Annotated in this window: 8 protein-coding genes and 1 pseudogene; 7 read left to right on the top strand and 2 right to left on the bottom strand. The window is 41.2% G+C overall.

What is annotated here, in order from left to right:
* Positions 1 to 112 precede the first annotated feature (112 nt).
* Positions 113 to 1,066, bottom strand: coding sequence for a glycosyltransferase family 2 protein (locus tag LD39_RS06215; protein WP_035544061.1), 954 nt, complete (start codon positions 1,064 to 1,066; stop codon positions 113 to 115).
* A gap of 234 nt (positions 1,067 to 1,300) precedes the next feature.
* Between LD39_RS06215 and LD39_RS06210 the strand changes: the two are divergent.
* The 4 genes and pseudogenes from LD39_RS06210 (at position 1,301) to LD39_RS06195 (ending at position 5,161) form a co-directional block, all read left to right on the top strand.
* Positions 1,301 to 2,059: pseudogene (locus LD39_RS06210) on the top strand (class I SAM-dependent methyltransferase).
* Between the two features lie 409 nt (positions 2,060 to 2,468).
* Complete coding sequence (locus LD39_RS22010; RefSeq protein ID WP_197061399.1) at positions 2,469 to 2,777, top strand: GNAT family N-acetyltransferase; 309 nt, start codon at positions 2,469 to 2,471, stop codon at positions 2,775 to 2,777.
* Positions 2,778 to 2,874: 97 nt separating this feature from the next.
* Positions 2,875 to 3,921: a metalloregulator ArsR/SmtB family transcription factor gene (locus LD39_RS06200; RefSeq protein ID WP_035544057.1), complete on the top strand. Its 1,047-nt coding sequence runs from the start codon at positions 2,875 to 2,877 to the stop codon at positions 3,919 to 3,921.
* A gap of 4 nt (positions 3,922 to 3,925) precedes the next feature.
* The gene (locus LD39_RS06195; protein ID WP_035544054.1) at positions 3,926 to 5,161 is read left to right on the top strand and encodes an MFS transporter; all 1,236 of its coding nucleotides are present in this window, start codon (positions 3,926 to 3,928) and stop codon (positions 5,159 to 5,161) included.
* 50 nt (positions 5,162 to 5,211) lie between these two features.
* On the opposite strand, the gene LD39_RS06190 is transcribed toward LD39_RS06195, so the two are convergent.
* On the bottom strand, positions 5,212 to 5,934 hold the full coding sequence (locus LD39_RS06190; RefSeq protein ID WP_035544052.1) for a 3-ketoacyl-ACP reductase: 723 nt from the start codon (positions 5,932 to 5,934) through the stop codon (positions 5,212 to 5,214).
* Positions 5,935 to 6,103: 169 nt separating this feature from the next.
* Between LD39_RS06190 and LD39_RS06185 the strand changes: the two genes are divergently transcribed.
* The 3 genes from LD39_RS06185 to LD39_RS06175 form a co-directional block, all read left to right on the top strand.
* The gene (locus LD39_RS06185) at positions 6,104 to 6,919 is read left to right on the top strand and encodes a lipid II flippase Amj family protein (RefSeq protein ID WP_035544051.1); all 816 of its coding nucleotides are present in this window, start codon (positions 6,104 to 6,106) and stop codon (positions 6,917 to 6,919) included.
* Between the two features lie 32 nt (positions 6,920 to 6,951).
* Complete coding sequence (locus tag LD39_RS06180; RefSeq protein WP_035544049.1) at positions 6,952 to 7,410, top strand: NUDIX hydrolase; 459 nt, start codon at positions 6,952 to 6,954, stop codon at positions 7,408 to 7,410.
* Positions 7,407 to 8,084, top strand: a 678-nt coding sequence (locus LD39_RS06175) for a nucleotidyltransferase domain-containing protein (RefSeq protein WP_035544047.1), incomplete at its 3' end; no start/stop codon positions are given. The genes LD39_RS06180 and LD39_RS06175, both read left to right, overlap by 4 nt.

Raw genomic sequence — 8,084 nt, 5'->3', positions numbered from 1 at the left:
GGTGATGTGAGCCACCATATAATGAGCATTGAGAACGTTATGAAACAATAGAAAAATGAAATAGTAATTGAATGTATTGATTCCTCCGACCAGGACAAACCTGGTCAGCTCATTATTGAGAGATTTTATCTTTAGATTCATGAATATTGGATTCCTTTACTAAATAATGCGGTCGTCGCTTCACTTCATTGTACATTCTTCCGATATACTCCCCAATGACGCCAAGACTCAGTAACTGTACGCCCCCAAGGAAAAGAATAGCAGAGATTGTGCTGAAATAGCCTGGTACATCAACACCGTTTCTTACAATTTGCAGAAAGATGAAGGCAATGTAACCAAGCGATATGAATAGAATAAACAAGCCTGTATATAAACAAATACGAAGCGGCTTCGTATTAAACGAAACAAGTCCATCAATCGCATAGTTTAACAATTTAGACAGCGACCATTTCGATGATCCTGTTTGACGCGCAACATTCTCGTAATTGATGACTTTTTCATCATAGCCTACCCAGGCAAACAATCCTTTTGAAAAACGATTGCCTTCACTTAACTTTAATATATCATTCACTACAGGTCTGCTCAGCAGACGGAAATCACCGATGCCATTTTTGAGTGTCACATCGACTAAATGATTGATCCCTTTATAAAACAGGGTCGAAAGCGTTTTTCTTAATGGAGATTCGCCATTTCGATTCCGTTTTGCGATGACTTGATCATAGCCTTCTTCATAGCCATCAATCATTTCGGGAATGAGGAAGCAAGGGTGCTGAAGATCTGCATCCATTATGATAACAGCGTCACCTTGGGATTTCTGCAGGCCAGCCAATAAAGCCGCTTCCTTACCAAAGTTACGAGTGAACGACACATATTTCACGTGCGGGTGTTTTCTTGCCAGATCTTGAATGGAATCAAGCGTCTGGTCTTCGCTTCCATCGTCAATAAAAATAAGCTCATAATCATAGTTAACCAGTGACATGATGTTATGTAGATTTTCATAAATCAATGGAATATTTTCTTCTTCATTGAAAGAAGGGAGAATCAAGGATATTAATGACCTTCGCATGGTCTTATACCTCCATTTATTTTCCGCATTTTGATTCAGTTCATAGTCTTTCATTAATACCTCGTTCCCGAATTTATAAACTTTATTCATATTTGGAAATGAAAGGGACTTATTTACTGATTCGTCTATTATGACTTCCGTAGGAGATAGAGGTAAGAACGGATACTAAGAGGGGATATAAGAAAAAAATGGTATGATGAAAATAGTTCAAATTGTGGAAAGGGGTTTGGGATTATGCGCGGAGATGAACAATTTATGAATGATTTGGAAGATATGGACGAAGCGTTCAGTGGTTGGGATTTTTCATTCGTAACAGAGACCGGGCGCATTCAAAATGGAGCTTTATCATGGTCTTACGGTAGTCTGGTTCTTCCGTTAATGAAACAATCAACGTCTATGTTGGATATGGGAACTGGCGGAGGAGAATTTTTATCCCAGCTTCGACCTTTACCCGCCCATGTGGCAGCGACAGAAGGATACGAACCGAATGTCCCTATTGCCCAAAAACGTCTTTAACCATTAGGGATAGAGGTTAATCAGATTAATGAAAATGACCAACTCCCTTTTGAAGATGATACGTTCGGTTTAGTGATCAATAAGCACGAATCTTTTGACCCCTCTGAAGTAAAACGAGTATTGAAAGCGGGAGGAGCTTTTTTGACCCAGCAAGTGGGCGGACTGGATTGTATACGAATCAACGAAACGCTTGGAGCTATGGATAACGAGTACAAAGAATGGAACTTGACAGAGGCGATGAAAGGTCTTAAAGATCATGGATTCAAATTAACCTCGAGTCGCGAAGAATACCCCGTCCAGCGCTTTTATGACATCGGTGCTCTTGTATATTACTTAAAAGCTATCCCATGGCAAGTACCAGATTTCAGCTTGGAGAAATACGAAGAGGAATTATATACCATTTATGAAATGATAAAGGACCGGGGATATTTCGAGGTGAGGCAGCATCGTTTTTTAATTAAAGCTGAGATAGAGTAGGCTTCAATCTGAAGGAAGCGTACATAAACTAACATTTATTATACATCTTAGATGGTATTTACTTCCTATTGGGGCTGTGGTACGATTTAAAAAATTTACATGGGAAGAGGAGAAGAGTAGAGGAATGATTTCTTCACAGAGAGCTCCTTATGCTGGGATGGAGCAGGAAACGTTTTTTGAACCAAGCCTCTGAGCAGTCTATCGGAACTTGTCTAAGTATCCGTTAAACCCGCTTAAGACCGTTCCATTGGAGCTGTTGTTCGTTAACTTATTTAATCAAACGATTGTTTTAAAAAGGAGTCGATCACAATAAGAAGGTTTACCTCGGCCGATCATCTTCAGGCCATCAAACCGCTCCTAAGTTTAGCGACATCAGAGAGTAAAGCTGAACAGTCGATGTTTCAATATCTTGAGTCAGAAGAACAATCCCTTTCTATACGAAAAGGAGGGGATTCTTGCCGGGTGCATCGGAATAAAGTTCTCTACGAAACACAAAGCTGTCATCCAACAAATTGCAGTCTCGCCGAATTATAGGAACCAGGGGATTGGCGAAAGAATGATTGAGTTTTTCCTTGAACAATATAATTTAAGAGAGTTATCGGCTGAAACGGATGGTGATGCAGTAGGCTTTTATCAGAAACTTGGATTTGAAGTGAAATGCCTTGGTGAAAAGTATAAAGGTGTGACCAGGTATCGGTGCACTCTATATCAAAACTAGCACTCCCTTCTATAGTGTGGGTGTTTTTTTTATGTATTCATTCAAAATAATTTGAATAATTAATTCTATAAGTTTAGAATGTGAATGAGGTGATAAAATGGAATTATTTTCTACGAGTACAAAAGGAAGAGAAACGTACCGAATTGAATTGAAACAATCCTTATTGTGGGAGACAGCCTTAGGACTTGCTGCGATCACGAATGATGCCCTAATTCAAACGCTAGAGTATCCAAAAGAAAAGTGGGAGGAAGTTAGAAATTCCTTGAGCCCATCATTAGAAGCCGAGGTTCAATACGTCCGTGAGAAAAATACGTGGAAAACATTACTTCAGCTGCTCCATCAAAAAGACTTCCAAACAATGGATGAGTTCCGTTCCTACATCAAAGAACTTCCCCAAAACGATTTAAGGCTCATCTCCATCCCTTACCTTGGAGAAGATTATCAGCATACAAGAAGCCAGGCTGCACAAGGTTCAATAGAGGCGGTGAAAGAATTACAAAAGCAAACAAAAGATAATTCTTTTTTTTCAGAATACATTGCGTTCATCTGTGCGATAGATGTGGAGAAATTGAAGGACCACTTGATCAAAGTGATGGCAGGGTGGCTGGAAACGGTTATTAAACCAAATCAGGAAGATATGTCACGCCTTTTAAGTAGAGATGTAGAATTAAAAAATTCGATGGCTGAAAAACTTGAGGCCGAAGCTTTTGTCGAGTGGGCTACACATGGAGTCACCTATCGGCCAGAACCTAGCGTTTACAAGGTGATTATGATCCCACAGTATATCTACAGACCGTGGAACGTCGAAGCGGATATCGAAGGGGCCAAGGTATTTTATTATCCTGTCGCAAATGAGAGTATCCAGCCCAACGACCCTTATGTCCCCAATCAAATGCTCGTACAAAAATATAAAGCTTTGGGAGATGAAATCAGACTTCGCATGTTAAAGATACTTAGCGAAAGAAGTATGACACTACAGGAGATGACGGAAAGGTTGGAGATGGGAAAAACAACGATCCACCATCATTTAAAATTATTGAAATCAGCCAGGCTGGTAGCGGCATCATCCTCACGTTACGAACTAAATGTTCGAGCTCTCACCACTTTGCCAAAAGAATTACAAGTATTTTTGGAGAACGAGTAAATCGATGAATCAAGCTGAAGAGAAGTTTGAAGCCCTAGGAAAAGTCCGTGAGTTTAAAACAAATGGTCAGGTTTTCAGGTTTATTGGTGGCAATCTTGTGTCCTTCTTTGGCGATCAAATTTACATGATTGCATTACCCCTAATTGTATTAGCGATTACAGGGTCTCCTTTGAGCATGGGAATTGTCGCTGCCTTAGAACGCTTGCCAGTTCTTATCCAGCCCATTGCTGGAGTGATTGCCGACCGCTTTAATAGAAAAACGATTCTATTAGTCTGTGATATACTTAGAAGTCTTATTATTGGGGCGATGGGGCTGTTACATATTAACGGATTTCTATTGATGTGGGAAGTGTTTGTGGGGGCACTTGTGATAGGTGTCCTTACTCAAATTTATAATACCTCCCAATTTGCCTCAATTCCGCGGCTGGTTCAAAAGAAAGACCTACAGTTAGCGAATTCAGTGAACACAGGCATTTTTAATATGGCTGTTTTTATAGGCCCTGGGTTAGGAGGTATATTGGTAAGCTTCTTCCATCCAGGATGGGCGCTTCTTTTAAATAGTGCTAGTTTTTTCATTGGTTTTCTAACTGTCTTTAGTCTAAAACTTGCAGAAGAGGTCCACGGTAAGATTCCCAAAACATGGTGGGCTGAAATTAAGGAGGGCTTTGTGTTTGTTAAAAATCAAAAGCCTATCTTATATACGAATCTTGCCATGCTATTTTCCGTGTTTGGAACAACCTTGTTTTTAACAATGATGATTGTCCATCTAAAATTATCTATCCAAATGAATGCGGCTCAAATCGGGTGGCTGCTTTCTATTGGTGGGGGAGGGGCAGTAGCCGGTTCACTTCTGACCAATCTATTAAAGAGGAAATTCTCCTATCGGACGATTTTATTTACTGCCGGGATCACGGGAGGCATATCTATAGTTTTATTCGGGGGAAGCCAGACGTTTATTAGTTTAGCCGTGATGAATATGGTTGGGACGATTTCAGCAGCAATTATGAGTCCATGTATTGTAACAATCCGTCAGATTCTCACACCGGACAGGCTTTTAGGGCGTGTACAAGCGACAAGCCGATTTATGACGTGGCTATCCATGCCAGTCGCTGCTTTTTTAGCGGGGATACTAGGAGAACATCTAAGTACGGGGTTCCCTATTATTTTGGGCGGCGTGATCTCAACTCTAGCAACATTCATTTATTTACATCCCTCATTGAACAGACAAGTAGTAGAATAAAAGAAAAACAGTCTGGTAGATGTAGATTCCAGACTGTCTTCTTTCATCATTTAAAACGGATTTGTCGCCCATTGCAGAGATTGCTTAATGAAGATGCGCTGATGCAGTTTCAGTTGGGCTACCATATATTCAGCTAGATCCTCTGGCTGCATGAATTTTTCTTTATCGGCTTCACTTAATTGATCTCCAAAGCCCATATCTGTGGCAACGCGGCTTGGATTTAAGGTTTGAACTCGGATGTTATTTTTTCGCACCTCTTGCATAAGTGCTTCAGACATTCCCTGGACGGCAAATTTAGAGGCACTGTAAGCGGTGGAACCGGCTGTACCTTTCAAGCCATTACTGGAAGAAATGTTGATGACATCTCCTTTGTTTTTCTTAACCAAGTGAGGGAGGACAGCACGTGTCACGTGATAGGTCCCGAAGACATTCACTTCAATTGTTTTTTTCCATTCGTCAGGGTCTGCTTCAAGCAATGTTCCATGGCTCCCAACAGCGGCATTATTAATCAAAATATCGGCTGGACCAATTTCACTCTTTAAGGATTCAATGGCATTTTCTACCTCATCCATACTTGAGATGTCAGCTGTAGCAACACTTGCTTTCACTCCAAGCTTCGCAGCTTCATGTGCCACTTCATTCAGCTGGTTTTCTGTACGAGCGAGCAGTCCAACATGAACACCCTCTTTAGCTAACTCCAGGGCCGTTGCCCGTCCAATACCGCGGCCTGCCCCTGTTATATAGGCGACTTTGCCTGCTATTGTTTGTCCCATAATCAACCTTCCTTTCTGTAAAAGCTTTATAGCAAGTGTAAGTTCTTATTTTTGTTTGTTCAATTTATTAGCATAATAAACTGGTCATGTAGTTAGAAATACAAGAGTAATTTTTTCCTTATTATGTTAAAATGAGTCATCACAGTTTGCGGAGCAGGAGAAAGATAAAGTGGAATTTTTAAACGAAAAAGTAATCTGCATAGCATTATTCATTTTGATTATCCATACGATTGAAACCCTTGCCTATTCAGTTCGCTTATCGGGCGCTAGAGTAGGGTTAATTGCTTCAGCTTTATCCCTATTCAATATCATGGTGATCGTCTCAAGAATGTCGAATATGCTGCAGCAGCCGTTTACAGGGAGCCTGGTGGATGAGGCTCAGGCTGCAGGCACCACCGGTTTTGTTGAAAGCCAATTTCGTATCATCATCGGTGCTTCCACCATCGGTTCGATTGTCGGAATCATTTTGCTGCCAACATTTGTGGCTCTATTTTCGCGAATGATCATTCACTTATCCAACCAGGGCGGTTCTATGCCTTCTCTTTTCAAGACCGTTTTCACCGTTGACTATTTCAAAAGGGGTCTGAACCTCATGCATTTGCCGAGGCGTTCTTATTTGGATGGAGTATCTTTGAAGGACATGCCGAAACGGTTGTTTTTTATTAATATGATGGTGACTGCTATCTACACGATCGGGGTGTTATCTGCTCTATACGCAGGATTGCTTGCACCAGAGCGAAGCAACACAGCTGTTTTAGCGTCAGGAATGATCAACGGGGTTGCAACAATCTTACTTTCAGTTTTTGTTGATCCAAAAATTTCGGTCATGGCTGATAATGTGATTCGTAAAAAAGGCAGCTACTCCACGCTGAAGAATGTTTCCATTATGATGGTGACCTCAAGGCTCCTGGGAACGATGGTCGCACAGCTTTTATTTATCCCAGGGGCGAAATACATTGCCTGGCTGACTCAGTTTATCACTTAATTCGTGATCTTTAGGAAGAAGGAAGGTGCTGAATGAAGGAATATGTAAAAGAAATCAGAAGCTATATAGGGACAAGACCGTTGATTATCGTTGGGTCTACCGTCATCGTCAATGATTCAAAGGATCGTGTTTTATTGCAGTTACGATCAGATACGAAAGAGTGGGGACTGCCTGGAGGTGCTATGGAACCAGGGGAGAGTTTAGAGCAGACAGCACGAAGGGAACTCTATGAAGAAACGGGACTGTCGGCATATAAGTACGAACACATCGATACTTTATCTGGAAAGCATTTGTATTTCAACTATCCGAATGGTGACGAAGTGTACAATGTGATAGCCGTCTTTATTGCATCCAATATTTTCGGAGATTTAAGAATGGATGATGGGGAGAGCGAAGCGCTTGAGTATTTCTCTTTAGAACAATTGCCGCTCCAACTAGATGGTAGGGCAAAGCTTATCTTTGAAAAGTGGAGAGGGGCATTAGATGGATGAAAGAGAGACCTGAGGCAATGAATGCCGCACGAATATTTGTAAACAAGTTCTTTCCCGATTGTCAGGGAGCACTGCTCTCAGGGAGTGTTGTTCGTGGAGAAGCAACCAAAACATCGGATTTAGATATCGTTATTTTTGACGATAAAATTTCTTCTTCCTACCGGGAATCATCTTATGAATACGGGTGGGCCATTGAAGTATTTGTCCATAATTTTTCCTCTTATAAAGAGTTCTTTGATAGTGATATAGAAAGGGCAAGGCCTTCCATGCCACGCATGGTTTCGGAAGGAGTAGTCTTAAAGGAAGATCGAAGAATCGAAGCTTTAAAGCAAGAGGCTATCCAAATCCTAGACGAGGGACCAAAGCCGTGGACCGAGGAGGATATCCGGTTGAAAAGGTATTTCTTAACAGATACCCTTGATGATTTTATCGGATCTGCAGATCGGGCAGAAGGGATTTTTATCGCTCAGGCACTGTCAGAACAGACGGCTGAATTTGTACTGAGAACAAACAGACAGTGGGCAGGCTCATCGAAATGGTGGGTTCGAGCATTGCTCCAGTTTGATAAAGAGCTTACTCAGCGGTTGATTGGAGCCTTCGACCACTATTATAGAATGAATGAAAAGGAAGAAGTGATTGAAATGGTAGATGAAGTTTTACATCCTTATGGCGGG

The sequence above is a fragment of the Halobacillus sp. BBL2006 genome, from assembly GCF_000786645.1.
Taxonomy (GTDB): Bacteria; Bacillota; Bacilli; order Bacillales; family Halobacillaceae; genus Halobacillus.
Note: the sequence above shows the minus strand (reverse complement) of the source record. Positions and strands in the feature narration are given on the sequence as shown.

What these genes read in the sequence shown, in the direction of transcription:
- LD39_RS06215 (WP_035544061.1), bottom strand. Translation starts at nt 1,066, where the DNA reads ATGCGAAGGTCATTAATATCCTTGATTCTCCCTTCTTTCAATGAAGAA.
- LD39_RS06200 (WP_035544057.1), top strand. Translation starts at nt 2,875, where the DNA reads ATGGAATTATTTTCTACGAGTACAAAAGGAAGAGAAACGTACCGAATT.
- LD39_RS06195 (WP_035544054.1), top strand. Translation starts at nt 3,926, where the DNA reads ATGAATCAAGCTGAAGAGAAGTTTGAAGCCCTAGGAAAAGTCCGTGAG.
- LD39_RS06190 (WP_035544052.1), bottom strand. Translation starts at nt 5,934, where the DNA reads ATGGGACAAACAATAGCAGGCAAAGTCGCCTATATAACAGGGGCAGGC.
- LD39_RS06180 (WP_035544049.1), top strand. Translation starts at nt 6,952, where the DNA reads ATGAAGGAATATGTAAAAGAAATCAGAAGCTATATAGGGACAAGACCG.